The sequence below is a fragment of the Paenibacillus sp. JJ1722 genome, assembly GCF_048282685.1.
Taxonomy (GTDB): Bacteria; Bacillota; Bacilli; order Paenibacillales; family Paenibacillaceae; genus Paenibacillus; species Paenibacillus polymyxa_B.
The window spans coordinates 1202794-1227948 of sequence record NZ_CP182500.1; the positions used below are offsets into that span (position 1 = coordinate 1202794).

Annotated in this window: 19 protein-coding genes; 14 read left to right on the forward strand and 5 right to left on the reverse strand. The window is 48.8% G+C overall.

The genetic code is table 11. The annotated features are described in order from the left end of the window. The first annotated feature begins 60 nt into the window (after positions 1-60). The 11 genes from nifE to ACM1ND_RS05520 all read left to right on the forward strand — a co-directional run bounded on the left by nifE (position 61) and on the right by ACM1ND_RS05520 (position 12801). A complete protein-coding gene (nifE, locus tag ACM1ND_RS05470; RefSeq protein ID WP_028543222.1) occupies positions 61-1422 on the forward strand; it encodes a nitrogenase iron-molybdenum cofactor biosynthesis protein NifE in 1362 nt (453 codons plus the stop codon). After that, on the forward strand, positions 1412-2719 hold the full coding sequence (gene nifN / locus ACM1ND_RS05475; RefSeq protein ID WP_053324762.1) for a nitrogenase iron-molybdenum cofactor biosynthesis protein NifN: 1308 nt from the start codon (positions 1412-1414) through the stop codon (positions 2717-2719). Before nifE ends, nifN begins: the two co-directional genes overlap by 11 nt. Further along, positions 2716-3105, forward strand: a complete 390-nt coding sequence (locus ACM1ND_RS05480) for a NifB/NifX family molybdenum-iron cluster-binding protein (protein ID WP_028543220.1) — start codon at positions 2716-2718, stop codon at positions 3103-3105. Before nifN ends, ACM1ND_RS05480 begins: the two co-directional genes overlap by 4 nt. A 92-nt stretch (positions 3106-3197) precedes the next feature. Then, positions 3198-3962 (forward strand): HesA/MoeB/ThiF family protein, encoded by a 765-nt coding sequence (locus tag ACM1ND_RS05485; protein ID WP_023987276.1) that lies wholly within the window; start codon positions 3198-3200, stop codon positions 3960-3962. After that, positions 3940-5076, forward strand: a complete 1137-nt coding sequence (locus ACM1ND_RS05490; protein ID WP_076264452.1) for a homocysteine methyltransferase — start codon at positions 3940-3942, stop codon at positions 5074-5076. Before ACM1ND_RS05485 ends, ACM1ND_RS05490 begins: the two co-directional genes overlap by 23 nt. 244 nt (positions 5077-5320) lie before the next feature. Continuing rightward, the gene (locus ACM1ND_RS05495) at positions 5321-7057 is read left to right on the forward strand and encodes an ABC transporter ATP-binding protein (RefSeq protein ID WP_080751604.1); all 1737 of its coding nucleotides are present in this window, start codon (positions 5321-5323) and stop codon (positions 7055-7057) included. Further along, positions 7038-8876: an ABC transporter ATP-binding protein gene (locus tag ACM1ND_RS05500; RefSeq protein WP_069079697.1), complete on the forward strand. Its 1839-nt coding sequence runs from the start codon at positions 7038-7040 to the stop codon at positions 8874-8876. The genes ACM1ND_RS05495 and ACM1ND_RS05500 overlap by 20 nt, the downstream gene beginning before the upstream one ends. A gap of 212 nt (positions 8877-9088) precedes the next feature. Further along, complete coding sequence (locus tag ACM1ND_RS05505) at positions 9089-9745, forward strand: DJ-1/PfpI family protein (RefSeq protein WP_023987280.1); 657 nt, start codon at positions 9089-9091, stop codon at positions 9743-9745. A gap of 143 nt (positions 9746-9888) precedes the next feature. Beyond that, positions 9889-11088 carry an MFS transporter gene (locus tag ACM1ND_RS05510; protein WP_028543215.1) on the forward strand — a complete coding sequence of 400 codons (1200 nt, stop codon included), beginning with the start codon at positions 9889-9891 and terminating at the stop codon, positions 11086-11088. After that, positions 11081-11740 carry a TetR/AcrR family transcriptional regulator gene (locus tag ACM1ND_RS05515; RefSeq protein WP_053324767.1) on the forward strand — a complete coding sequence of 220 codons (660 nt, stop codon included), beginning with the start codon at positions 11081-11083 and terminating at the stop codon, positions 11738-11740. The genes ACM1ND_RS05510 and ACM1ND_RS05515 overlap by 8 nt, the downstream gene beginning before the upstream one ends. Positions 11741-11889: 149 nt before the next feature. Further along, positions 11890-12801, forward strand: coding sequence for an AraC family transcriptional regulator (locus ACM1ND_RS05520; protein WP_068938471.1), 912 nt, complete (start codon positions 11890-11892; stop codon positions 12799-12801). 108 nt (positions 12802-12909) lie between these two features. Here ACM1ND_RS05520 and ACM1ND_RS05525 read toward each other — a convergent pair whose 3' ends face one another. The 5 genes from ACM1ND_RS05525 to ACM1ND_RS05545 all read right to left on the reverse strand — a co-directional run bounded on the left by ACM1ND_RS05525 (position 12910) and on the right by ACM1ND_RS05545 (position 19470). Further along, positions 12910-14310: a sugar porter family MFS transporter gene (locus ACM1ND_RS05525; protein WP_023987284.1), complete on the reverse strand. Its 1401-nt coding sequence runs from the start codon at positions 14308-14310 to the stop codon at positions 12910-12912. A gap of 227 nt (positions 14311-14537) precedes the next feature. Then, positions 14538-15875, reverse strand: coding sequence for an AraC family transcriptional regulator (locus ACM1ND_RS05530; RefSeq protein ID WP_071559104.1), 1338 nt, complete (start codon positions 15873-15875; stop codon positions 14538-14540). Further along, on the reverse strand, positions 15850-17295 hold the full coding sequence (locus ACM1ND_RS05535; RefSeq protein WP_209941087.1) for a sensor histidine kinase: 1446 nt from the start codon (positions 17293-17295) through the stop codon (positions 15850-15852). Before ACM1ND_RS05535 ends, ACM1ND_RS05530 begins: the two co-directional genes overlap by 26 nt. Then, positions 17292-18290: a sugar-binding protein gene (locus ACM1ND_RS05540; RefSeq protein ID WP_279832069.1), complete on the reverse strand. Its 999-nt coding sequence runs from the start codon at positions 18288-18290 to the stop codon at positions 17292-17294. The genes ACM1ND_RS05535 and ACM1ND_RS05540 overlap by 4 nt, the downstream gene beginning before the upstream one ends. 334 nt (positions 18291-18624) lie before the next feature. Next, positions 18625-19470, reverse strand: coding sequence for a Cof-type HAD-IIB family hydrolase (locus tag ACM1ND_RS05545; RefSeq protein ID WP_023987289.1), 846 nt, complete (start codon positions 19468-19470; stop codon positions 18625-18627). Between the two features lie 263 nt (positions 19471-19733). Here ACM1ND_RS05545 and ACM1ND_RS05550 point away from each other — a divergent pair, with 263 nt between their 5' ends. The 3 genes from ACM1ND_RS05550 to ACM1ND_RS05560 all read left to right on the forward strand — a co-directional run bounded on the left by ACM1ND_RS05550 (position 19734) and on the right by ACM1ND_RS05560 (position 25041). Continuing rightward, positions 19734-21233, forward strand: coding sequence for an alpha-glucosidase/alpha-galactosidase (locus ACM1ND_RS05550; protein WP_418028005.1), 1500 nt, complete (start codon positions 19734-19736; stop codon positions 21231-21233). Positions 21234-21777: 544 nt separating this feature from the next. Continuing rightward, positions 21778-23931, forward strand: a complete 2154-nt coding sequence (locus tag ACM1ND_RS05555; protein WP_081047454.1) for a glycoside hydrolase family 6 protein — start codon at positions 21778-21780, stop codon at positions 23929-23931. A gap of 174 nt (positions 23932-24105) precedes the next feature. After that, positions 24106-25041 (forward strand): nucleoside hydrolase, encoded by a 936-nt coding sequence (locus ACM1ND_RS05560; RefSeq protein ID WP_053324774.1) that lies wholly within the window; start codon positions 24106-24108, stop codon positions 25039-25041. Positions 25042-25155: the final 114 nt, after the last annotated feature.

Genomic DNA, 25155 nt, shown 5'->3' on the forward strand with positions numbered 1-25155 from the left:
CGTAGATGGAAGTTGGCAGCTATTTCAATGGATTCTATCTGAAATAAGGGGGGTGTGCGGATGGAGCCGGCTGTGTCTAACGGAAGGCTGGAGGTATCCTGCGGCAACAAAATTCCCAAAAGCACGCCCTGTCCCCGGCCTGTGCCGGGGGAGGCTTCGGGTGGCTGCTCCTTTGACGGGGCCCAGATTACACTGATCCCCATTGCAGATGCGGCTCATCTGGTGCACGGGCCGATTGCCTGTCTCGGCAATAGCTGGGAGAGCAGAGGCAGCCTGTCCAGCGGCCCAGAGCTGTCGGCGTATGGCTTCACTACTGATCTTGGAGAACAGGACATCATTTTTGGTAGTGAACAGAAGCTGCATGAATCGATTCGCTACATTGTCAGCCGCTTTGCTCCTCCCGCTGTGTTTGTCTATACAACATGTGTCACAGCCCTCACCGGTGAAGATATCGAGGGGGTCTGCAAGGCTGAATCGGAGCGGATGGGGACGCCGATCATTCCGGTGAACAGTCCGGGATTTGTGGGCAGCAAGAATCTCGGGACCCGGCTGGCCGGAGACGTGCTGTTCCAGCATATTATCGGCAGCACCGAGCCGGAACAGACAACCTCCCATGATATCAATCTCATTGGGGAATACAATATTGCGGGCGAGATGTGGCATATCGAGCGGCTGATGCAGCAGGCGGGAATGAGTATCCTGTCCCGAATTACCGGGGACGGTCGGTTCCGTGAGGTGGGATGGGCGCATCGTGCCAAGGCCAATATGGTCGTATGCAGCCGGGCTTTGCTGGGCCTGGCAGTCCAAATGGAGCGTAAATACGGCATTCCTTATTTTGAAGGTTCATTTTATGGAGCAAAGGAGACGAGTTATTCCTTGCGGCAGATGGCTTACCTGACTGGAGATCGTGATGTAGAGCGACGGGTGGATAAGCTGGCCGCACGGGAGGAAATGAGGCTATCGCTGGAGCTGGAACCCTACCGCAAGCAACTGAAAGGAAAGCGGGCAGTGCTCTATACCGGAGGGGTAAAGAGCTGGTCTGTCATTACGGCTTTGCAAGAGCTGGGCATTAAGGTAGTTGGTGTAGGCACGAACAAGAGTACTGCCGAGGATGTATCCCGGATTGCTGACCGTATCGGAGATGATGCGGAATACATCCCGGAAGGCGGCGCCCGGCAGATTCTCAAGACCGTACGGAGCCGCAAGGCAGACATGGTCATTGCCGGGGGCCGGAACATGTATATGGCGCTTAAGGAACAGATTCCTTTTGTGGACATCAATCAAGAACGGCACAAAGCCTATGCGGGCTATGACGGGCTGTTGTCTCTAGCGAAACAGCTTGTGCATACGCTGCAGCATCCGGTATGGGAGCTGACCGCCAAATTGGCTCCATGGGAGGAGGAGACGGAATTTGCCGATTAAATCCGCCACGAAGCCTGTCAGTGTCAACCCGCTCAAGGTAGGACAGCCTCTGGGCGGCGTGTTGGCTCTGCAAGGGATGTATCGCTCAATGCCTTTGCTGCACGGCGCTCAGGGCTGCTCGGCCTTCTCCAAGGCGCTGCTGACTCGCCATTTTCGAGAGCCGATTGCCGTTCAGACCTCTGCGCTGCAAGAGATGGACGTTATATTTGATGCAGACCGGAATCTGGAGGAGGCGCTGGATCATATCTGGTCTAAGCATCATCCAGATGTCATCGGCGTTATCAGCACGGCCCTCACTGAGGTGGCAGGTGTTGATTTTCAGTCCAGGGTAAAAGCGTTCAAGCGAGAACGGGCCTTGAAGGAAAGTCTGCTGTTTTCTGTATCGCTGCCTGATTTTCACGGCTCTCTGGAGACGGGCTACAGCAGTACAGTAGAGTCGCTAATGGATGCCGTACTCGGGTTAGCCGGAGGCAAGTCCCCCAAAAAACAGCGCCGGACGCAGGTCAATCTGCTGCCGGCTTCTTATCTGACTGCCGGAGATGTCATGGAAATCAAGGATATTATCGCTTCCTTCGGCCTGGAGGTTATCACACTTCCCGATATCTCCACTTCCTTGTCCGGTCACCTGCTGACAGGTTTTTCCCCTTTGACGAGAGGGGGGACTCCGCTGGATTCAGCCTGCCAGATGCTGGAGTCTTCCTGCACCATTGCCATTGGCGCGAGCATGGAGCGTCCGGCGCGCAGGCTGACTCATGCCGCAGGCATTCCCTACCACTTGTTCACGGGTCTGTCTGGCTTGGCCGCGAGCGATGCGTTCATACATTTTCTGCAGAAAATCAGCCGCGAGCCAGCCCCTGTTCGCTTCCGCTGGCAGCGTGAAAATCTGTTGGACAGCATGCTGGATGCCCATTTCTATTATTCCGGCGCTTCCGCTGTAGTGGCGCTAGAACCGGATCATATGCTGTCGACCGCAGCCTGGCTGGAGGAGATGGGAGTGGAACTGAAACGGCTAATTACACCCTGCAGCACGCCCGCACTGCAAAAGACAGAACGGGAAGTCTGGATCGGTGATCTGGATGATGCAGAGGAGAGCGCGCAGGGCGTTGATTTGTGGATCAGCAATTCACATGGAAGAAAGGGAGCGGCACGGGCCGGGGCCTCATTCGTACCGGCAGGCTTGCCGGTGTATGACGAGCTGGGCGCCCACACATCGGTAAGCGTCGGATACCGTGGAACCATGGAGTGGGTGAACAAGGTGGGTAATGTATTGCTTACCGAGAGGGGGAGGGGAGGATGAAGGTTGCATTTGCGACGGAAGACGGTGTGCATGTGAATGCTCATTTTGGGCAGAGTCCCATGTTCACTGTATTCGAAATCCGGCACTCAGGCGTCCAGTTCCTGGAGCATCGGCGGATAGCCCTGGGGAGCGATGAGAACGAGGCGGGCAAGATCGCCAGCCGCATTGGCCTGATCGAGGATTGTGCCTTGATCTTCCTGGTACAGATTGGCGCTTCGGCCGCCGCACAGGTTACCAAACGGACCATTATGCCTGTGAAGGTGGCCTTCGGTAGCACCATTGAGGAGCAGGTCCAGCGTCTCCAGAATATGCTGGCTCGTAATCCGCCCATGTGGCTTGCCAAAATCCTGCACGCTGAGGAGGGCAGCGGCAAAGCCGAATCATGAGCCTTCTGTAAGGAAGAGCAACCGTATATGATGTCAAGATCCTGCGGACCGAATATCTTAAAGGCGGGAGCCGCACATGGAGGGGTGGACGAATGGTACAGCTGCTGGAAGACAGTAGATACGGACGCCAGTTGAAGCTGCTGGGAGTGGAAGGTCAGAACAGGCTAAAGCAGGCTACTGTTATGGTTGCAGGCATCGGAGGATTGGGAGGGACAGCGGCCATGTACCTGGCCGCTGCTGGAGTGGGAAAGCTGATATTGGCCCATGAGGGTGTAATCCATCTGCCCGATATGAACCGGCAGGTGCTGATGGACAGCGGACGAATCGGGGAGGAACGGATGGAAACGGCATTGCAGCATTTGCACCGTATCAATCCGGAGACCCAGCTTGAGGGCCACGCCGACAGAATCACGGAAGAATCCTCTCGACCATGGGTAGAAGCGGCAGATATCGTGATTGATGCACGATATGACTTTCCGGAAAGATATGCGCTGAACAGACTATGTGTTCGACATGGCAGACCGATGATAGAGGCGGCCATGTACGCCTATGAAGTATCATTGATGACCATTGATCCCGGTAGGACGGCGTGCCTGGAATGTCTCTACCCAGAAGGCGGACAGCCTTGGGAGCCTCTGGGATTCCCGGTCCTGGGAGCCACCTCTGGCTTGATTGGCTGTATGGCTGCACTGGAAGCGGTCAAATGGATTACAGATGCGGGCAATCTGTTCACTGACCGCATGTACCGTATGAATGTGCTGGATATGAGCAGCTGCACCATAGCGGTCAAACGCAATCCGCGTTGTCCGTGCTGCGGAACGGGAGGGAATACAGATGAGTCGATTGCATATTTGTGATACGACACTTCGTGACGGAGAACAGGCTCCGGGCGTTGCCTTTTCGGCCGAGGAGAAAACTGAAATTGCCATCATGCTGGACTCGGCGGGGGTGGAGCAGGCTGAGATCGGAATTCCGGCAATGGGAGAGGCGGAGTGCAGGTCTATTGCCAGGATTGCTGCTCTCGGACTTCAGATGAAGCTAATGACCTGGAATCGCGCGGTGTTCACGGATATTGATGCAGCTGAATCGACAGGTGTCGGCTGGGCCCATATTTCGGTTCCCGTGTCGACGGTGCAGATGAAGGCCAAGCTGGGTATGAATCCTGAGCAGGTGACGGAGCTGATCCGCAAGTCAGTCGATTACGGTCTGTGTAAAGGATTGACTGTTTCCGTAGGCTTTGAGGATGCTTCAAGGGCAGATGACCTGTTCCTTGAGCAGTTGGCGAATCAGCTCTATAGGGATGGTATCCGGCGCTTCAGATATGCCGACACGCTGTCCGTTCACCATCCCGCTGCCATAGCTGCCCGTATAGACAGATTTGTATCGCGCGTGCCGCAGGATGTGGAGCTTGAGATTCACTGTCATAATGATTATGGCCTAGCGCTTGCCAATACTTTGGCAGCTTTGCAGGCGGGAGCTGTCTGGGCCAGTACCACAGTGTCGGGCCTTGGGGAAAGGGCAGGTAATACGGCGTTGGAGGAAGTGGTGATGTCGTGGAGGGATCTATATCAAGGAACCTGCAGTGTCCGCCCCGAACTGCTGAACCCGCTGGCTGCACTGGTCTCCAAAGCCTCCAACCGAATCATTCCCGAAGGTAAGCCAATTGTGGGAGACATGGTATTCGCCCATGAATCCGGCATACATATCAACGGTCTGCTAAAGGAGCGCGCCGCCTATCAGGCCCTTGATCCGACTGAGCTGGGTGCTGACCATTCGTTTGTACTCGGCAAGCATTCGGGCAGAAGTGCAGTTCAATATATGCTGGAGCAGGAAGGAATCGAGGCGGGCTCCGGTGAAATCAAGTTCCTGCTGGAGCGACTTCGCCTAGTCGGTGAAGATCCCAAGCGTGTCATTCATAGCGCGGATTTAAGGCGCTGGCTGCAGTATTATCCGGCAGAGCTGCCGAAATAATCGAAAAAGCGTTCCCGTCCGGTAAGTGTGACCGTGACTGGAACGCTTTCTTGCATATCTTTTAATTTCACAACCGGAGTCTCCAATTTGCTGGTTAAACGAAGCCGTTCAGAAGGGTATAATAAAATATAGTGCTGTATAAAGTGCGTATATATGGTTTTACAGCAGACAGGTTCGAATCTTATAACCATTACACGCTGATCTGGAAGGACGGCTATGGGCAATTGGAGGAATGCTTGTGGGAATGATGTTTTCTTTTCTAAAAAAATATCGGGTTCCAGCCATCGCAGCGCTCGTGATGATGTTGCTGGAATTGACGGTAGAGCTATCGCAGCCATATTTGATCTCTAAAATCATTGATGAGGGCATCCGACAGCAGGATTTGTCCGTCGTCTGGTTATGGGGCAGTGTATTGGTGGGGAGTGCCGTTATCGCTTTTATGGCGGGGATATCCAGCTCTTTTTTTGCTTCACATGCAAGTCAGGGCTTCGGCTATGATTTGCGGGAAAAGCTGTACCGTAAAGTGCAATCTTTTTCGTATCCTGTGTTTAAACGTTTTGCCACTTCGTCGCTGATTACGCGCCTGACCGGGGATGTCACGCAAGTACAAGATACGGTGTTTATGAGCCTGCGTTTTATGACACGGGTTCCGCTTGTAGTCATCGGCAGTATTGTGATGGCACTGGTTGTACATTTCAGGCTTGGGCTGCTATTGGCGGTTATGGCCCCAGTGCTGTTCGTGTTTGTGTTGGTGATGATGCGGAGGACGGTCACTTTGTTTAAAGGTGTCCAGCGACGCTTGGATGACGTTAACGGAGTGATTCAGGAGAATCTGACAGGTATCCGTCTCATCCGGGTTTTTGTGCGGATGCGGCATGAAATCGAACGTTTTGCCCATTACGGAGGCGAGTTGATGAAAGGGACGGTGTCCGCTCTACGCTGGACAGAAACGACGATGCCGTTCATTTTGTTTACGATGAATGCAGGGATTATTGCAGTACTTTGGTTCGGACGCGGCCAAATTTCCACTGGGGATGCCAGTGTAGGACAGGTGGTCGCAGTCGTCAATTATTCACTGCGGACAATTGGAGCCCTGTCTGCCTTATCAGGTATCGTTGTTGTATTTTCCCGGGCAACTGCATCTACGGGGCGGATTCGAGAGATATTGGAAACATCTAATGAAGATGGGCAAGAGCTGGAGCCTGTTTCAACACATCATACACAGATTGAGGGACAGGTGGAAATGGACCGGGTAAGCTTTCATTATCCGGGCAGTGATCTGGCTGTCCTAAAGGATATATCTTTTAAGGCGCAATCGGGCGAGCGGATAGCTATTATGGGGGCCACTGGCTCGGGCAAATCCTCACTTGTGCAGTTGATTACACGTCTGTATGAAGAAGATGAAGGTTATGTGCGCTTTGACGGAAAGGACGCTCGTGAACTGGATGCGTCCATATTGCGAGAGGCTATTGGCTATGTGCCTCAGGAGGTACTGCTATTCACCGGCTCGATTCGGGATAATATTGCTTGGGGGCTGGAGAATGCCAGCCTGGAGCAAATTAAGGAAGCTGCACGGATGGCGCAAATCCATAATATGATTGAACGCTTGCCGCAAGGCTATGACACGATGCTCGGGCAGCGTGGCGTCAATCTGTCTGGCGGACAGAAACAGCGGCTTTCGATTGCCCGCGCACTGGTGCGCCAGCCGACAGTGCTGATTTTGGACGACAGCACAAGTGCATTGGATGTAGGGACAGAAGCAGCACTACTGAATGCACTCGATGGCCTGTCCTGCACGACATTTCTCATTACGCAAAAAATCAGCTCGACTGCCTCAGCAGATCAGATTTTACTGCTGGATGAGGGTCGCCTGATGGCAAGTGGAAGTCATGAGCATCTCATGGATAGCTCGGATCTGTATCGGCGTATCTATGAATCACAATACGGAAAGGAGGAGTCGCATGTTCAAGGAACTCATTGAACCGTTCCGTCAGCCTACACCGCCGTCCGGTGTGCTGCGAAATCCGGTGGGAGCGGAAGGACGCCGCAAGGCCAAAGCGAAGAACTGGTCTGGCACGTTAGGACGGATATGGGCTTATTTGGCCCGCCGTAAGGCCAAACTGATGCTGGTGCTGTTCATGGTACTGCTCAGCTCCGGGCTGGCTTTGCTGGGTCCATATCTGGTCGGCGTAGCGGTGGATGATTTTCTCGAAGGTCCGGGTGGACGCATGTGGATTTATTTTCTCATCGGATTAGGGGCTGTATATCTGCTCAACTCGCTGACCTCCTGGTTGCAAAATATCTGGATGATTGAGATTGCCCAAGAGACGGTGTACCGCATGCGTTTCGATCTGTTTTCACATTTGCATCGACTACCGATTCCTTTCTACGGCAAACGTCAGCAGGGAGAGATTATGAGCCGTCTGACCAATGATATCGAAAATGTCAGTTCTACGCTTAACAGCTCCGCCATTCAGATTTTTTCAAGCATATTGACGCTAATCGGTACACTCACGGTGATGCTGTGGTTAAGCCCGCTGATGACCCTGCTGACCTTTATCGTGGTGCCGTTAATGGCTGCCGGGATGCGCTGGATTACACGTCGCACCGGGCCTTTATATAAGGAACGCCAGAAGAATTTGGGCGAACTGAACGGATACATCGAAGAAACACTGTCTGGGCAGCAGATTATTAAAGCATTTTCGCAGGAAAAGAGAGTCATCCGTGGTTTTGGCGAGCGTAATGACCGTATTCGGCTATCGGGCTTCTGGGCACAAACGATTTCAGGCTTTATACCGAAGCTGATGAACGGACTGAATAATCTCAGCTTTGCTATTGTAGCGGGGATCGGTGGGATTTTGGCCATTCGCGGCTCCATCACTATAGGTACAATTATTGTATTCGTAGAATATGCCCGCCAGTTCACCAGACCGTTGAATGATTTGGCTAACCAGTGGAACACCCTTCTGTCCGCTATTGCCGGAGCTGAACGAGTATTTGAAATATTGGATGAAGATGAAGAGTCCAAGGATGAACGCGGCGCAGTGGAGGTAGAGCATGTGGAGGGGGCGGTGCGGTTTACGGATGTTTCCTTCGGTTATGATGAGGGAAGCGCTACGCTGGAAGGTATCTCTTTTGAAGCCAAACCTGGTGAAATGATCGCACTAGTCGGCCCGACCGGGGCAGGAAAAACGACACTGATCCAGCTCCTCTCCAGATTTTATAGCCCCGACCAGGGAATGATTACGGTGGACGGGCGCGAAATCACCACCATACAGCGTGAAAGCTTGCGCTCCCGCATGGCATTTGTGCTACAGGACTCCTTCCTGTTTCAGGGGACGATTCGTGAAAATATCCGCTTCGGCAGACTGGACGCCACCGATGAGGAGGTTGAACAAGCATCGAAACTGGCCAACGCCCATTCCTTTATCATGCGGATGAAGGACGGATACGACAAGGTGCTGCAAGCGAACGGCAGTGGCATCAGTCAAGGGCAAAAACAACTGCTGGCTATTGCCCGTGCTATTTTGGCCAACCCTTCCATCCTTGTACTCGACGAGGCAACCAGCAGCATCGACACCATTACCGAGATGAAGATACAAGAAGGACTGGAGCGGCTCATGCAGGGGCGAACAAGTTTCGTCATCGCGCATCGGCTGAATACCATTCGTCAGGCTGACCGGATTCTGGTCTTAAAGGATGGCCGTTTGGAGGAGCAGGGTTCTCATGATGAACTGCTGGCTCACAAAGGCTTTTACAGTGATTTATATTATGGTCAATTGAGTAAGCAAAGCTCCTAAGCCGGCTCGCGATTAACAGATTTACAGGCATACTTAAAAGGACTACCTCGGGGGTGGCCCTTTTTAAGTATGCCTTTTTACAAGTACGTACTCTTAAAGAGGCGTTTGAAATGAAGATACTGCTTTCACACCATTAAATATACCCATACCCCGTATATGTATGTTAGTATGGATGTGCAAGAATAAAATCCCACTTCAAAGGAGAGATCATCATGAAAATCGCAATCATGCTTTTCGATGGAATTACGGCATTAGATGCAATGGGTCCATACGATGTATTTGCTGCTACACTGAAATGTGAAGTGAAGTTTGTCGCTAAGAAAAAAGGGTTAATCAAGCTGGACTCAAATATGGGTTATTTGCATGCCGATTACAGCTTTTCTGAAGTTAGTTCAGCTGATATTCTTGTTGTTCCAGGTTGCAGTCCGCCAAATTATAAAACTCCAATGAATGACGAAGAAACGTTAAATTGGATTCGCCAAATACATGAAACTACGAAATGGACCACGTCGGTTTGTAACGGCTCTTTGATTTTGAGCGCCGCAGGCTTGTTAAATGGAACCGTAGCCACCAGTCATTGGGGTTCCTTAGACCTGCTCCAATCTCTTGGAGCCATTCCAACAGATGAGAGAGTGGTTCGTCAGGGCAAAATCGTTACAGCAGCCGGTGTCTCCTCTGGTATTGATATGGCACTCCAGCTATTGGCATGGGAATTGGGAGAAGATATGAGTAAAGGAGTTCAGCTGATTTTGGAATACGATCCTCAGCCTCCGTTTGACACGGGTTCACCAAAGAAAGCACCTGCTATATTGGTAGAACAAATAAGAGGTATGTTACAAGAGTTTGCAAAACAGGAACCTAATGTGTAAAGCAAGAATAAAAAGATCTCTTTCTGGTATTAGCTTGGCATAATAGGTTTGTAATTTTATTTACAAGGGTCCCTATTTCAACTAATATAGTTTACACATAGTAAAGGATTACATAGTGTAAATGGTTGAAGGGGGTTACAAACATGAGCAGCTTACCTAAGTCTGCTACATTTCCACTTTTCATTCTGATGCTGAATTTGTTTATTGCTTTATTGGGTCAAGGTATGGTGATTCCCATTCTGCCTGAATATCTGAAACAATTTAATGCGGCAGGAGCTGCTGCGGGGTATCTTATTGCCGCTTTTGGAGCAGCACAGTTTATTTTTTCGCCCCTAGGTGGGCAGCTTTCGGATAGATGGGGTCGGAAATCCATGATCATCACCGGTCTGTTTTTAACCGTCATCTCGGATCTAATGTTTGCTGTTTCTACGACATTGCCTCTTCTATATATAGCCCGATTTATCGGGGGGATAGGTATTGGATTAATGGTTCCTTCTAATATGGCCTACGTCGCTGATATTACCACTTCTGAAACCCGAGCTAAAGGAATGGGATACTTGGGTGCCTCCATGAATTTGGGTATGGTGCTTGGTCCGGGGTTAGGCGGTATGATCGCTGAGTTTGGCATAAGGGTGCCCTATTTTTTTGCTGGTGGACTTGGACTTGTAGCTACGCTGCTTAGCTTGTATATGCCAGAGACACTACCCAAGGAAAAACGAAAACCCGCTAGCCAATGGGTCCGCCGGGAGCCAATTCGCAACCAAATCCTAAATTCATTTCGGACATCCTATTTTCGTTATCTTCTCCTCATTCTGATCATGACATTAGGTTTGATGAATTATGAAACGGTGTATGCTCTTTTTGTGGAACGAAAATATGGTTTTGATGCCACTAAAATCTCAATGATCATTACGGTTGGTGCAATTATAGGCATCGTAGTACAGATATGGCTACTTGATTATCTCATCAAGAGACTTGGTGAGATGAAGCTTATACGTCTTTCTTTGATCATGACAGCCATCGCTTTACTGTTAATGATAATTAAGATCAATTTAGGTTATCTGCTGGCGGTATCGGCGCTGTTTTTTGCTTTTAATGCCTTCCTAAGGCCAACCGTAAGTACAATGATCGCGAACTCAGCTGGTGATCGTCAAGGATATGCCGCCGGATTGAATACGACGTATACCAGCCTAGGCAATATATTGGGACCCATTTTAGCGGGTTTGATGTTTGACAAACACATTCATATTCCTTATATTTTTGGTGCCCTTATCCTTGCATCTGCCCTTTTCTTAACCTTACAAAAATCGAAAAATGAGAAACGGATGGTTGTTAATGACTGAGAACTGGCACCAGAATTTGAAAAATAAAAATCGGGAAGAACTCATTGCGGCTGCCAAGGAACTTTTTATGAAGCAAAGCTTTCTCAAAGTTAATATTAAGGATGTATGCAACGTGGCTGGTGTAAGTCGGGTCACATTCTATAAGCACTTTCAGTCCATGAACGAACTGATCTTTGAGGTTCAGATGGAAATCCTTGAGAGCATGACCGAATTTGTTAGAAGGGCACCTTCAGCCGAAATGAGCGGTAAGGAGATGCTTACTTCGATGCTTGATGCATGGATTGATTACGCTCGGCAACATCCAGAATACATCAAGTTTATTCTTCTATTCGATCTGCATTACGAAGCTTATGATTCAAATCAAGAACTCAAAGAACAGTACAAAAATTTTGTTAGCCGGGAAAAGGAACGACATTTCCTGATGGATGCTCTGGAAGTTGGATTCCAAGATGGATCATTAAAGTCCGACACAGAACCCTTGAAGACCGCTCATTTTATCTTCACGTCTATGATGGGTATACTACAGAAAATGAGTCTGACGTCCAAGGACGATTGGAATAACGAACTTGATGATATAGAAATTGCTAACCGATTTGCGGGAATGTTGATTCAGTATTTAAGTCCAAAAAGTGATAAATCCCCAACCTTTTAGGCAAGAGTCGCCTGCCGTATTCCAAAGGATTTCAGATCGTCCGATGGAGTGAAATAGAAGTACAGGACTCAGTCTGTTAAACTGTGAAAATAGAGCGGTTGCAGATACGTTGTCGTGTTAGCCTTATCTATTTTTGTGGAGGTGCGGGGATGAACGGAAGTCTGTTTGAGCCACGGCTGCGTGACGGGGATTATATTCCCCGTTTTTTTGCTTACTATTACAAGCAATGGCATGACTACACCATGTCTTACCACGATCATCATTCTACCGAAATTATGTACATGATTTCCGGCTTTTGCAGGGTAGATGTACAAACGGGAGAGAATGTGGAAGAAAGCATCACGCTGCGTAAAGGCGAGTTTATTATGCTGGACGCAGGTGTACCTCATCGACTAGTGGTGGAAGGAGAACAACCGTGCCGGATGCTAAATGTAGAGTTTGGTTTTACGGAGGGAGTGAGGGTAGGGCCGTCTATCCGACAAATGGCAGCAGAGGAGCAGGAGGTCACGACTCTCATGTCACGTCCGTTCCCGTATCTGGTACTATCGGACCCAGAAGAGGTATATTATGCGCTGAAAAGTCTCGTGCTGGAGCTGGACCAACGAAAGGAACAGCCGGGTGCAATGGCAGAGATGCTTTTTATGCAATTGCTAGTACGAATTGCACGTCTACGGGAAGAGGCAGAGCGCAGCAACACGCAGCAAACGGATATGTACATCAAACGATGCATTGAATTTCTCCATCTGAACTATGACCGAGATATTGTGGTTAAGGACATGGCGGCAGCTGTGAATCTGCACCCAGGTTATTTGCACCGTATTTTCAAAAAACATACTGGGCAAACGCTTACCGCGTATTTAACGATGCTGCGAATGGACAAGGCCCGTATGCTTCTTCAGCAAACGGACATTCCCATTCAAGAAATTGCCGATTATGTAGGCGTGGCCAGCAGGCAGTATTTTCATATGTTGTTCAAAAAGCACACAGGCAAGACGCCTGTTGAATACCGCTCTGCTGTAGAGCGCAATGTGAGGAACTATGCGGAGGAGGATGGGAGCTGATAATAAGAAGCCTCTGAACCATTGCCGATTTAGGTCGGTATGACTCAGAGGACGTGTGTTTTGAAGCATTATAACATGTGTCCGGGCTTCTTGAGAGCTAAAGTTGGGTCATTTCCCAAGCCACATATTTTCCATCTGTTCAAGTGATCTCCCCTTGGTTTCGGGAACCTTGCGCCATATAAAGACCACGACGAACAACGAGATGGCTCCGAATAACCAGAAGGTGTTGGACGGACCGGCTGAACTCAGCAGAGGAGGGAATGCTTGCGATACCAGATAATCGCCGGCCCACAATGCCATCGAAGCGATGGCGACCGCTTTGCCGCGAATGCGGTTCGGAAAGATCTCCGAGATCATAACCCATACGATCGGCCCAAGCGATATAGCATAGGAGGCCACGTAGATCAATATCATGATGAGTACGAGCGGTCCGGTGGTCAAACCCATTTTGAATGCGGCTCCAATAATGACCAAACAGAGGGTCATCAACGAGGTGCCAATTATCAGCAGGACTTTTCGTCCCGCTTTGTCGATCAGCCATACGGATACGATGGTGAACAACACATTGATCAACCCGATCCAAATGGTCTGGGTCAAAGAAGCGTCCGTACCGAGTCCCATTCCTTTAAAGATAACCGGCGCGTAATACAAAATGGCATTGATGCCGGTAATATGCTGCATAATGGCGAGCATAACACCGATAAAGAGAGCGACCCGAATACCAGGAGCGAACAATTGTTTCAATGAGTTGTTCTCATTTTTGAATGATTCCTTGATATCAAGCACTTCCTGCTTAGCGGCTTCTTCACCGTGAATTTTCAGCAAAATCGGCAGCGCTTCATAAGGCCGATTCTGTTTAATAAGCCATCTCGGGCTTTCGGGTATGAAGAGCATCAAGAGCATAAAGATCAGTCCCGGAACGGCTCCCACTCCGAACATCCAGCGCCAGGCTGTTGAGACACCCCAGGCTTCATCTCCCATGCTGACGATCCACGAATTCTGAAAATAAACCAGGAAAATCCCTGTTACGATCGCCAACTGATTTAAAGCAACCAAACGACCTCGGTATTTGGCGGGAGCGATCTCCGCGTTGTACACCGGACAAACGGTGGAAGTGATTCCTATGCCAATGCCGCCGATCATGCGAAAGATAACATACCCGGTGAACGTGTCTTGAAGCGCAGAGCAGATCGAGCCGACGACGAATAAAAATCCGGCGGCCAGCAATACCTTTTTCCTGCCGATCTTTTCACTCATGTAGCCGGAGAGAGCCGCTCCAGTGACACTCCCGACAATCAGACTTGACACGGCCCAACCAACCTGAAATTCGCTCAGCGAAAAACGCTGCTGTAGGAATTCAACGGCTCCCGAAACAACCGCGATATCAAAACCGAACAGGATACCTCCGAGCGCAGCTACGATGGATACCAACGTCACAAAAAGCATATTGGGTTTTTCTGATTGCAGCGCTTTCTGTTGAGCGCTTTCATTATTGATGATTACTGCCATATGATCATCTCCCCTCCAGATCTCTGGAACCTCATTCCGTTCTTCGAGGAGAAGTATAACATGCGCTTATAAAAGAAAGGCCGGTTATCGTCTTCATTAAACGGACCTTTTCATGCACGATTTTGGCTTCGATTCCCGAATCGGGGATGGAGGGGCTGAACCTAGCATTACCTTGTCATTCGAGCTTAAAAAAATCCATGCCGATAGTCGGCATGGATGAATCTCTACTATTTTTGGCCTTTGAACTCAGTGGGAGGAACGCCCGTTATCTTCTTAAAGACGCGGCTAAAATAGTTCGGGTCCTTATAACCCACTTCAAAGCTGATTTCCTTAAGAGTAAGGTTGCCGGCCTTAATCAGAGAGATGGCTTTATCAATCCGCAGCCGGGTTAAGAAGTCGATGAAGGTTTCTCCGTATTCCTGTTTGAAAATTTTGCTGAAGTAGTGAGGATTCAAATGGACAAAATCAGCCACTTCTTCCAGCGAAAGATCATCGTTGAACCGTTCCTCGATATACATTTTCGCCCTACCCAGCATAGTCAGTGTTTGAACCTCTCGCTGTTCGCGTATCCGTTGCAGTGCTGACATGACGTACGTCTGCTGAAGCATTCCATTCTCCGCTTTGATGGCAAGCAAAGAAGCGTTTCCAGCCTCTGATGACTTCAGTTCGTCAAAGTGGCAGAAACCTCCATCCCGCTTGCGTAGGGTGGAGGCAAAAACGGCTTCGAAATAGGACTTGCGAAGTCCTTCCTCGCCGCTATGCAGCGATCCGATTCCAATGGCCGTCTTTATACCAAGTTGCTGCTGGGCAAGCTCGGAGAGCTGCTGAACAAGGTGATTCACCAACTGCCGCCAGTCGTTTTCGCCGGTGACAGGTGGCTTTCGTAAAAAAGTGGCTACATGATGGTCGATCAAGGAGCTTACAATGGCATTCGGGCCATGCGTTTTTACATAGCTTCGGAAATGATCGTAAATTTTCTTTTTATCCTGCTCGTCCGTATATCCGTCAAAGGCGGCAATGATGGCGCTTCCCTGATCAAGAGGAAAGTCCAGCCATTCCGATAGCTGGGAAGCGCTTGAATCCACGGTCTGGTCGACCATAAGCATTAAAGCCAGCTCATTTTCTGCGAGCGGCATCAGCTGTGAGATTTTGTGCCTAAGCTCCAATTCTTCCGTACGTGCCCGCTTCTCGCACTCAATTTCTTCAATCAGTCGTTTCAGTGTACCGATGATCAGTTCTCGCTTCGCTGGCTTCAGAATATATTCTTTCACACCCAAAGAGAGCGCCTCCCGGGCATAGGCAAAATAATCATAGGCAGTAACGAGCACGAATCGGGTATCGGGAAGCCGCTCCTTTAATTCACGAAGCGCCGCAAGCCCGTCAATTCCAGGCATATTGATATCCAGAATGGCAATATGGGGACGGTGCTCTTCCGCACATTCAATCGCCATGCGGCCGTTGCCGGCATGAATAAACCGGAATATCCCCGGCATCGCCCGTTCCACTGTCAATTCCAGTCCTTCTCTCTCCAAAGCCTCGTCATCCGCGATCAACAACCGATACATCAGTCTGCTCACTCTCCTTCTTGACTGGAATTCGTATTGTTATGGTAGTACCTCGTCCGATATTGCTATTGATTTCAACCATTCCTTCCTTTCCGTAGAACAACTGCAGCCGCCTAAACACATTTTGCATTCCAAGTCCTGTTGAACTGCCGCTTTCGACTTCGCCTTTAAGATGGAGTACGGACAGTCGGGTTTCCTCCGTCATGCCCTTTCCGTTGTCCGAAATTTCAATTTGTACATCTTCGTTTGCTCTCGATAGCGTTAACATGATAATGGCTCCGTCTTCCATATCTGCCACACCATGAAGAAAAGCGTTTTCAATAAATGGCTGGATCGTCAGGGCCGGAATTTGCTGCTGAAGTACGGAAGCGTCAAAGTGAAGATCAAAGCGAATTCTGTCCCTGAAGCGCGCCTGCTGGATGGTTACGTATTCGCGGATATGATCCAGTTCCTCCTGGAGAGTTACGGGTTTGTCCAGCTTCTGCAGGCTGTACCGTAGCAGATTGGACAGCGAAACGATCAGGTCGCTGGTTTTCTCCGCCCCTTCCAGAATCGCCAGCTTGGAGAGCACATTTAAGGTATTAAATAAAAAGTGCGGGTTAATTTGATTTTGCAGAGCCAGAAGCTCCAGTTCCTTCACAAGCCGCCGCATTTCCAGACTCTGTTTATCCTTCTCGATGAGGATACTCAAATCGGCGGACATTTGCGAAATGGCGTCCGACAGTACGCCTAGCTCGTCATCCCGTCGCGGTTGGGGCTTGATATTCAGATCACCTGTGGCGATTCGCTTCGCCAGTCCGACAAGTCTGCCGACAGGGCCAGTAATGCTGCGCGAGACCCAGATTGCAAGCAAAACCCCCATCAGCGCGTTCATGCCGAACAACGCCACTCCCCATCCGTTCATTCGCTCATTCTTGTTCCGGATGTTCTCAATGATTGGCCGGTAATAAGCCAGTTCATCATCGATCAGTTGCTGACCCTCCTCATGAATATAGCTGACGGTTTTCTCCGCTTCAATATAATGTTCAAAAGCCGATTGAGGATCTTGTGCCTTTGCATCCAGAACTGCGGCTTGTTTCTCTTTAAGAAATGTAGCCAACAGATTCACGTAGTCCTCCTCGGCGAAAGAAGGGTCGGTCGAGGAGGAGACTTCCTGAATTCTGCCTTTCAACTGCATCAATTGGTATTCTGTCGGGCCCTGCACAGCCTTATCGCCTCTTGGATTAAGCAGATAGGCATATAGGAGATTTAAGTTGCTCTCCGCCGATTCGGAGGTTTGCTCGATGAGAAGAATGCGGCCAAGCATTTCATCGTAGCTCTGTTGTACGACCTTTCCGCTTTGGAATACAAAATAAGCGATGATATTGGCGAACACAACTAGAAGAGGGATGAACAGAAGCAGCTTCGTTCTGATCGTCATCGTCTGTCATCTCCGGTCATGTTGTCGGGAGTGTCCGCATGCATCTCATATATCCTGGTGTATGTTAATTCCTGGGGGGGATTCCCCTTTAGATAATCATTCAGTAATTTTATGGACTTAGCCCCCATTTCCTCTGGCTGTTGAACAATGGTCAGTTCGATTTTGCAATCTCTGATGGCTTTCAACGTCTCGGCCATATCGTCAAAAGCGAAAATCTGCAAATTCCGCGCTCCGCGTCGCTCCGAGGCTTCCAGAATGCCAAGGCCGTCCAGCGCACTGAATCCGACCATGTAGCGGATCTGCGGATACCGGGTGAGCATGTTCTGAGCTTGCTGTGCTGCCTGAAGCCGTGAAATATTTGAGGAGCGAATCTCCACAATGCGGAGCTTGGGATAGCGACCGATCACGGAACGAAATCCAACAAGCCTGAGTCGCTGATTCTCGACGCGCTCGCTACTGATCATAACTCCAATGTCGCCACGCTCTCCAGAGGCTTTCGCTAACAGCGCGCCCATCCGTTTTCCTGCTCCTTCGTTATCCGTTCCCACGTAAGCTAGTCTACGGGAATCTGGTTCATCCGTATCAATCGTGATGACTGGGATGCCAAGTCCGGCTGCTTTGTCGATTAATCGGCGATACTCTGGATCATTTATCCCTTGAACCAGAATTGCATCCGCCTTACTGGCAATCGCTTTATCCAGCAGTTTGACCTGCTCGGACGGATTAATGCGGTCCGGCCCGATATAATCGAGCCGCATACCGTACTGTTCCGCTTCCTTTCGGGCTCCTTGTTCGATTGACCGCCAGTAATAATTATCCAACTCCTGGGATATCAGTACGACTTTTGTAGCGGAAACCCCGTCTTTTGGAGAAACCGTCTTCAATAACTCTGCAAATTGGTGAATTTGAAAAGAAGACAGAGTGAACTGGAAGAGCAGCCAGGCAAATAGCAGGAAGACTGGGATAAGGATAAATGTCCATTTACGGTTTGACATGTCTTGCTCCTTTGTAAATATTTACAGACTCACTCATTATACAGCAACAAAACAACCGCACGCAGCTATCGTCAGCATAAGCGCGGTTATTGAGGAGGAATTCCATATTTTAATCAAGGTACATGACCAAAGTAGAAATCTTGAAGGGGAAGCAACAACAGATATTTGAAGAATGGTTTGCCCATCTTACAAGTAGTGAGGAGATGGAAGCCGAGCAAGTACTAAGTGAATTCCGTGGAAAGATAGCATTGGAGATAGGCCCCTACCAGTAGAATTAGGACATTTTCAAGTCCAGAAACTACTGCAGGGGCTTAAGTATAAAAAAATAACCTCACTAAATCAGACCATGCTTTTTAAAGCTGTGAAACAGTCCATCTTCATCGACAGCATCCGTAATGTCATCTGCAATGGCTTTGAGGCCCGGTTTGGCATTTCCCATAGCAATTCCTAGCGCACAATATTCAATCATTTCAGCATCGTTCATCCCGTCTCCGATAGCAATGGTGTCTTCTTGGGATCTTCCCAAATGCTCAATAAGCTTTTCAATAGCTACGGCTTTGTGAATACCGGGAACCATTAGCTCGCCGCTGTCTTGCCCGAAAGCAGATACAGTACATTGAATAACCTCAAATTTCCCTGCAAATTCCTTTTTGATCTGTTCGAAAGGAACATTTTTGTTTTCCAAAAAGCATGCTTTGTTCACGTCACTACGATACAGGTTGTCCTCTCCTATAGTTAGGCCAGTGATAAACGGATGCGGGCGTTGTTCTTTTTTTTCTCTGGCTACGGGATCATTGTCCACATCACCATAGATAAGCCGTTCCACATGGGGCAAAAAGTTTTTACTCGCAAACAGTCCCCCGTTCGATTCCAAATAAAAGTCCAAATCATGTTCATCAAAGTAATCGACCATATGTTTAACATCTTCATCCGATACTTTGTGGTGATATAACATCTCGCCTTCGATTTCTACAAAGCCCCCGCCAGCTCCGATGATCCCGTCAAAACCGACCTCCATGATAAAATCATAAATCTCCGCTTTGGATCGGCCAGTGCATAAATAAATCAGATGTCCGTTCTTTCTCGCTTCGATACATGCTGTTTTTGCAGATTCGGGAATCATACCATCATCATCCACTAGCGTTCCATCTATATCTAAAAAGATAATCTTTTTGTTCATCTTAGGCTGCTCCTTGCTCTCCAATGTTTTCTTTTATGTTACTACATTTACCGCACTTAAAGTACATATTGAACTGAAAAAACACTAGATAGAAAGAGAGAAACGGATGGAACGAAATGGAAATTGGCAACCCTCTGCTAAAGCGAAAGTTAGGATTTTTGACACCTAAATACGAAACTGGTCATGATTTTGATAACGCTTTCCGCAGAGCTATTGCTACAATGACGGTATATACCAATTCTAATTACCGGAGGTTGAATGCCGTGTCATTTAAAGTAGCTTTTATTGGAGCAGGAAGCATCGGTTTTACCCGTGGAATTTTACGAGATTTGTTATCGGTGCCGGAATTTAACGATATTGAAGTGGCTTTTACGGATATCAGTCAGCACAATCTGGATATGGTTACTGAGCTGTGCCAGCGGGATATTCGTGAGAATGGTTTGTCCATACAGATACAGTCCTCTACGGACCGAAAGATAGCTCTAAAGGGTGCCAAATACGTCATTTGTACCATCCGGGTAGGAGGGCTAGAGGGCTTTGCAACCGATGTGGATATTCCGCTGAAATATGGCGTGGATCAATGCGTGGGCGATACATTGTGTGCAGGAGGGATCATGTATGGTCAGCGTGGTATTGCTGAAATGCTGGCCATCTGTAAGGATATCCGCGAGCTAAGTGCACCGGATGTATTGTTGCTGAACTACTCGAACCCGATGGCGATGATTACGTGGGCCTGCAACAAATACAGCGGTGTGCGTACAATCGGTCTATGTCACGGCGTCCAGCATGGGCATCACCAAATTGCCGAGGTGTATGGTCTGGAGAAGCAGGATGTGGACATTGTATGCGCCGGAATCAATCACCAGACGTGGTACATTCAGGCGTCACATGAAGGCAAGGACCTGACAGCTGGACTGCTGGAGGCTTTTGAAAAACATCCCGAATATAGCCGCACCGAAAAGGTACGCATCGACATGCTTCGTCGTTTTGGCTATTACAGCACAGAGTCGAATGGCCATCTAAGTGAATATGTACCTTGGTACCGGAAGCGTCCGAATGAAATTCTGGACTGGATTGATCTAGGCAGCTGGATCAACGGAGAAACAGGCGGCTATCTGCGTGTATGTACAGAAGGACGTAATTGGTTTGAAACAGATTTCCCCAACTGGATGAAAGAAGACCCATTGGATTACAAGGCGGAAAATCGCGGTGAAGAGCATGGTTCATACATTATCGAAGGTCTGGAAACCGGACGTGTATACCGGGGGCATTTTAATGTCGTTAATAACGGTGTGATTTCCAATTTGCCGGACGATGCGATTATTGAAGCGCCTGGATATGTGGATCGGAATGGTATCTCCATGCCACATGTAGGAGACCTTCCGCTCGGTCTTGCTGCCGTCTGCAATGTAAGTATTTCCGTCCAGCGTTTGGCTGTTGAAGCGGCTGTGCACGGAGATGATAAGCTGCTGCGGCAAGCGTTTATGATGGATCCGCTAGTGGGCGCGGTGTGTAATCCGAAAGAAATTTGGCAGATGGTCGATGAAATGCTGGTGGCCCAGGAAGCATGGCTGCCGCAATACGGAGCAGCAATTGTCGAGGCGCGTCAACGTCTGGCTGCAGGCGATCTGATTCCAACCCGACCTTATGAGGGAGCAGCGCGACTTAAGGTGAAGACGGTTGAAGAAATGCAGCTGGATCGGGATGCCGCCAATAAAAATGCAGGGCAATCTGACAAGGGCAAGGATCGCGAAAAAGTGTAGAACAACAAGAGCATAGATTGACTTCACAACAATAAAAGGGTGTTTTCACGGTCATGTGGCCTGAAAACACCCTTTTGCTGTCGATAGATATAACGATTTGGCATAGTTGGCGTTCTGGAGTTTATCATTGTCGATTTAGGCTGACGGAAATTAAAGAATACAGTCTTGCTTTTTTTGAATTCGCTCTTTTGCTGTCGATCCTAAATCTCCTGAGAGCTTGTCATAGCAGGGAAGTTCAACAAATGAAGGAACCGGTTTCAGAAAAAGAGGTGCCACAACGAACCGTTAGAGTGGCAATTCATATGCCTAATTAATAATGTAGTCCTTAATTTATTCAATTTACAGCAGATTTCCAGCTCACTATAATCTAACATAGGAGGTGACAAAAAGGGGAAAATGTGAGCGCATGGACAAATAGAAAGCGCTTACCTTTCGCAACTATGAACGCCGCTTTTTTTTGGAGAGAGTAGGCGTAACTCACATTTAATCATGTAACAATCAGGTGCCGACATAGGAAGATTCAACAAAATCCACGGAAAGATAGGTGAAGCAATTGAAAACAAAGCAAGTGCTTCGTAAAAGCATGAAGTATGCTTTTGCGCTATCACTCGTCGCAAGCAGCTTTCTACCAGGTGCAGGATTTACGGATAAAATACATGCAGAATCCCATGTGGACAATCCTTACCAAGGGGCGACAAAATATGTTAGTCCTGATTATGCGGCTAGTGTTGATACATCGATTGCCAAGATTACGGATGCCAATCTGAAAGCAAAAATGCAAACGGTCAAAACATTCCCGACAGCCGTATGGCTTGATCGTATCGCTGCTATTAACGGCGGTGGAGGCAAGCTTGGCCTGGAAGCGCATTTGGACCAAGTATTGGCGCAAAAGAAAGGCAGCACACCGATTACGGCGGAATTTATTGTGTATGATCTGCCCGGACGGGATTGTCATGCCTTGGCTTCCAATGGTGAATTACCGCTGACTCAGGCAGGGCTGGAAACATATAAAAAGGATTATGTTGACAAAATTGCTTCTATTTTTGCAAATCCCAAATATAAGGATATTCGTATCGTAGCGATCATTGAACCAGATAGTTTGCCAAACCTGGTAACCAATCTGGATGATCCTAAATGTGCGCAAGCCAAGTCTACAGGGATTTATGAAGCTGGCGTTAAGTACACAATGAATAAGCTGAACGAGATTCCGAATGTGTACAAATACGTAGATATCGGTCACTCTGGCTGGTTAGGTTGGGATAACAACCGTGCAGCAACGGTATCCCTGTTTACAACTATCTTCAAAGACACTAGCAAAGGTCTGTCCAGTGTAGATGGCTTTATCACGAATACAGCCAATACTTCACCGCTGACAGAACCTAATTTGCCTGATCCAAATCTGAATGTCGGCGGACAACCGATCAAATCGTCCAAGTACTATGAATGGAATCCTAATTTCGATGAATCGGATTTCGCAGAGTCATTGCATAGAGATTTTGTCAGCGCAGGCTGGCCGAGCTCACTCGGTATGTTAATTGATACAGGCCGTAACGGATGGGGCGGACCTAACCGTCCGACTTCCGCAGTCGGCAATGATATTAACTCCTATGTAAACTCAGGCCGTGTTGACAAACGCTCGCACCGTGGTAACTGGTGTAATAACAGCGGAGCAGGTATGGGAACACCGCCACAAACGGCTCCAGCTGGCCATATTGATGCCTATGTATGGGCAAAACCTCCGGGTGATTCCGATGGTTCCAGCTCACTCATTCCGAACGATGAGGGTAAAGGCTTTGACCGTATGTGTGATCCTACCTATACAACCAAGGATGGCACATTAACAGATGCTTTACCGAATGCACCTATTTCAGGAGCATGGTTCCATGATCAGTTTGTGATGCTGGTACAAAATGCGTACCCTGCAATCGTGCCTTCCACTGGTGGTGTGGACCCAGCGCCTACAGCTCCAGCTGTACCGTCAGGCTTAAAGGCTGTTGTGGGCAATGCTCAAGTAACGCTGACTTGGAATGCGTCTACTGGTGCCGATAGCTACACGGTAAAACGTGCCACTAGCGAAGCAGGTCCTTTTACAGCCGTTGCGCCTCTTGTAACGGAAAGAGAGTACACGGATAAGGGGCTGACGAACGGAACAACTTACTTCTATGTTGTAAGTGCTACGAATGCGAAAGGAACAAGTAAGGATTCCGCAACGGTAAGCGCTGAACCTAAAGGTACACCGACTGATCCAACCGACCCTACAGAACCAGCGGGTGATCTGGTTGTAATGTACCGGGCTGGTGACACCGACCCAGCTAATAACGCAGTCAAGCCTTTCCTTAACCTGAAAAATAAAGGTACAACACCCGTGAAGCTGAGTGAGCTGAAAATCCGCTATTACTTCACGAAGGATGGCAGCCAAGAGCTGCAATCTGCAGTAGACTATGCGCAAGTAGGCAATGATAACGTGCTGCGTACCATTACAGACAACTATATTGAAATTGGTTTCAGTGCTGCTGCCGGCACGCTTGCTGCTGGAGCGCAAACAGGTGATATTCAGATCCGCATGAACAATAGTGACTGGTCTAACCTGAACGAATCCAATGATTACTCCTTCGATCCAACGAAAACCTCTTATGCAGAATGGAACAAAGTAACGTTGTTCCACAATGATAAGCTGGTGTGGGGAATCGAGCCTTAGGATTTAGCCAGAACAAGTGCCCTTGAGTGATTGAAAAGTATTAAAAGAAGGCTACGGCATAGCTGTCGTAGTCTTTTTTTACGTCTTCGAATAAAGAATTTGATGACCAAGGGAATAAGCATTGAAATTGTGTATAATGAAAAAAAGAATGCTGTTCTACTGTGGAGGGTCATCATGAGCAAAAAGTTAATCTTAGATGTAGATACTGGCATTGACGACGCGCTTGCTATTGCGTACGCGGTCCATTCGCCGGAATTGGAGCTACTCGGTATTACAACCACCTTTGGTAATATCTCGGTGGAGGAGGCAACACGTAACTCACTGATTCTGCTGGAAAAACTAGGGGTAGAGGCTCCGGTCGTGTCTGGCGCTCACAAGCCGTATGCTCGTGAGCTGTTCAAACCATATTCCCGGCATATTCACGGTGAAGACGGTATTGGCAATCAGTTGAAAGGAGCTCCCTCCCGTCAGGCTGCGTCTGGGGATGCCGCTGACTTTATTATCGGACAGGCTCGTCGCTATGAAGGCAAACTTACCCTGGTAGCTGTGGGACCGCTAACCAATCTTGCGATTGCATTGGATCGCTGCCCCGAATTTCCCCAATTGCTTGACCGCCTGATCATCATGGGCGGCGCGGTTACAGTGAAAGGGAATGTAACTCCGACGGCTGAAGCGAATATTTATGCCGATCCAGAAGCCGCAGCCTATGTGCTGGGAGCGGGCTTTCCGCTTACGCTGGTTGGGCTGGACGTCACGATGCAAACACTGCTTCCCCAGCAGGATGTGGACAAATGGCGTGAGCAAGGGACCGAGCTGGGCGCGTTTATGGCAGATATGACAGACTTTTATATGGAAGCCTATCGCAATTTCAGACCTGGTATTGCAGGCTGTGCTTTGCATGATCCACTGGCTGTAGGATTAGCGATAGATTCTAGCTTTGTGGAGACGCGTCCAATGCACATTGCCGTTGAGGTGGGGGATTCCGCCGAGGTTGGTCGCACCCGTGAGGTGCAAAATGAGAACGAAGCTCAAGCCCTGACTACGGTTGATGTGGCACTTAAAGTCGATGCGGAGCGATTTTTGCGTCATTTTCTTAGCCGGGTGGTATAAAAAAATAATTCGAAGATTGCCGATGAACCTGCATCGGCAATCTTTTGTGCATACATGTTTTAAGGGCCTTTATCTAAAGGTGGACTCACTGCTATAAAATCCCATATCATGTTA

Bases quoted from the DNA above. Each gene is read 5' to 3' on its own strand.
- ACM1ND_RS05505 (WP_023987280.1), top strand. From the start codon at position 9,089: ATGAAAATCGCAATCATGCTTTTCGATGGAATTACGGCATTAGATGCA.
- ACM1ND_RS05560 (WP_053324774.1), top strand. From the start codon at position 24,106: ATGAGCAAAAAGTTAATCTTAGATGTAGATACTGGCATTGACGACGCG.
- ACM1ND_RS05540 (WP_279832069.1), bottom strand. From the start codon at position 18,290: ATGTCAAACCGTAAATGGACATTTATCCTTATCCCAGTCTTCCTGCTA.
- ACM1ND_RS05485 (WP_023987276.1), top strand. From the start codon at position 3,198: ATGGTACAGCTGCTGGAAGACAGTAGATACGGACGCCAGTTGAAGCTG.
- ACM1ND_RS05510 (WP_028543215.1), top strand. From the start codon at position 9,889: ATGAGCAGCTTACCTAAGTCTGCTACATTTCCACTTTTCATTCTGATG.
- ACM1ND_RS05500 (WP_069079697.1), top strand. From the start codon at position 7,038: ATGTTCAAGGAACTCATTGAACCGTTCCGTCAGCCTACACCGCCGTCC.
- ACM1ND_RS05520 (WP_068938471.1), top strand. From the start codon at position 11,890: ATGAACGGAAGTCTGTTTGAGCCACGGCTGCGTGACGGGGATTATATT.
- ACM1ND_RS05490 (WP_076264452.1), top strand. From the start codon at position 3,940: ATGAGTCGATTGCATATTTGTGATACGACACTTCGTGACGGAGAACAG.
- ACM1ND_RS05525 (WP_023987284.1), bottom strand. From the start codon at position 14,310: ATGGCAGTAATCATCAATAATGAAAGCGCTCAACAGAAAGCGCTGCAA.
- ACM1ND_RS05530 (WP_071559104.1), bottom strand. From the start codon at position 15,875: ATGTATCGGTTGTTGATCGCGGATGACGAGGCTTTGGAGAGAGAAGGA.
- ACM1ND_RS05480 (WP_028543220.1), top strand. From the start codon at position 2,716: ATGAAGGTTGCATTTGCGACGGAAGACGGTGTGCATGTGAATGCTCAT.
- ACM1ND_RS05535 (WP_209941087.1), bottom strand. From the start codon at position 17,295: ATGACGATCAGAACGAAGCTGCTTCTGTTCATCCCTCTTCTAGTTGTG.
- ACM1ND_RS05515 (WP_053324767.1), top strand. From the start codon at position 11,081: ATGACTGAGAACTGGCACCAGAATTTGAAAAATAAAAATCGGGAAGAA.
- nifE (WP_028543222.1), top strand. From the start codon at position 61: ATGGAGCCGGCTGTGTCTAACGGAAGGCTGGAGGTATCCTGCGGCAAC.
- ACM1ND_RS05495 (WP_080751604.1), top strand. From the start codon at position 5,321: ATGATGTTTTCTTTTCTAAAAAAATATCGGGTTCCAGCCATCGCAGCG.
- ACM1ND_RS05545 (WP_023987289.1), bottom strand. From the start codon at position 19,470: ATGAACAAAAAGATTATCTTTTTAGATATAGATGGAACGCTAGTGGAT.